Below are 1322 nucleotides of genomic sequence, written 5' to 3' on the forward strand. Positions count from 1 at the left end.
ACCCAGCCCCGGAGCCCCCTTGAACCGCCTGCCGAGCGCCGACGTCCTGGACCAGGTCCGGGACATCCCCCTCTACCGCGCCTCCGTCGAGCGCGGCGACTTCCCGATCCTCGAAAAGCCGGAGATCGCCCGGGACTTCCCGGCCAACTGGATGACCCCCGAGCTGGAGAAGGCCCTGGAGACGGGCGATGCCGAGTTCGTGCTGTCCACGGGGACCAACCACGCGCGCATGCAGATCATCCGGCCGCCGTACTTCCTGCTCCACTCGTACTACCGCCTGTGGAGCGAGCACCCCGAGCTGGGCGCCCTCTGGCACTCGGGGGCGCGGCGGGTCTCGCTGACCACCGTCCTCGCCACCGAGCACGTCGCCCGCGTCAACGCCCGCAAGCCGGGCGCGACGCCCGGTGAACGCTGGCTGGACGACCGGACCCTGTACCTCAACCGCCGCCTCGATCCGGACGACTGGGACCGCGCCGAGGTCGGGCGGATGCTCGCCGAGATCCGTGAGGTGAGCGCCGCGCATCCCACGGGCTCGTACCTCCTGGACTGCTCCGGCTACCACCTGGCGCACCTGGCCAGGAAGGTCACCGAGTGGGACCTGTGGGACCGGTTCCCGCGCCCGGCCGGGATCATCCACGCCTACGAGTACACGCCGCTGAACGTCCGCACGTATCTCCGCACCCATTTCGACTGCCCCATCGTCGACCTCTTCGGCAGCACCGAACTGGGCTATCTCTTCTACAGCGAAGGGGACGGCGGCTACCGCCCCTATCTGCACGACATGAGCGTGGAGCTGATTCCGGTGCAGCCGGGCAGCGGCATCCACAGCCTCATCGTCACCAGCATCCGCAACCCGTACATGCCGCTGGTCCGCTACCGCTCCGGCGACTGCGTACGCACCGGCGACGGCAGCACCGACCCGGAGCGGATCGTCTCCTTCTGCGGCCGCGAGAAGGAGCTGCTGGCCACGCCCGGCGGCCCCGTCGCCCAGGCCGACCTCGACGCCCGGGTCACCGCCGCCGCACCCCGTGTCTTCCTGCACCAGCTGCGCCTCACCGGCGAGGACCGCTGCGAGCTGTGGTGCACGACCTTCGACGGTCGGCCGCTCACGCCCGATGAGTCGTCCGAACTGGCCTCGGCCGTGGGGGCGTTGACCGGGCGCAGCTGCGTCGTGGAGCACCGCGCCCAGGTGCCGATCGGCCGCTCCGGCAAGTACGCCTGGCTGACCACGCCCTGACGCCAGCGACGACACCACCACCCGACAGGAACCGACATGCAGACTTCCGCACCGCACCCGCCCGCCGCACCCGCCACGACCGGCC

1 protein-coding gene is annotated in these 1322 nt (G+C 71.0%); it reads left to right on the forward strand.

From position 1 onward, the window contains the following. The first annotated feature begins 19 nt into the window (after positions 1 to 19). Positions 20 to 1237, forward strand: a complete 1218-nt coding sequence (locus tag AOK03_RS39345) for a phenylacetate--CoA ligase family protein (RefSeq protein ID WP_055570132.1) — start codon at positions 20 to 22, stop codon at positions 1235 to 1237. The last annotated feature ends 85 nt before the right edge of the window (positions 1238 to 1322 follow it).

This window comes from Streptomyces atriruber, assembly GCF_001418325.1.
GTDB lineage: Bacteria > Actinomycetota > Actinomycetes > Streptomycetales > Streptomycetaceae > Streptomyces > Streptomyces atriruber.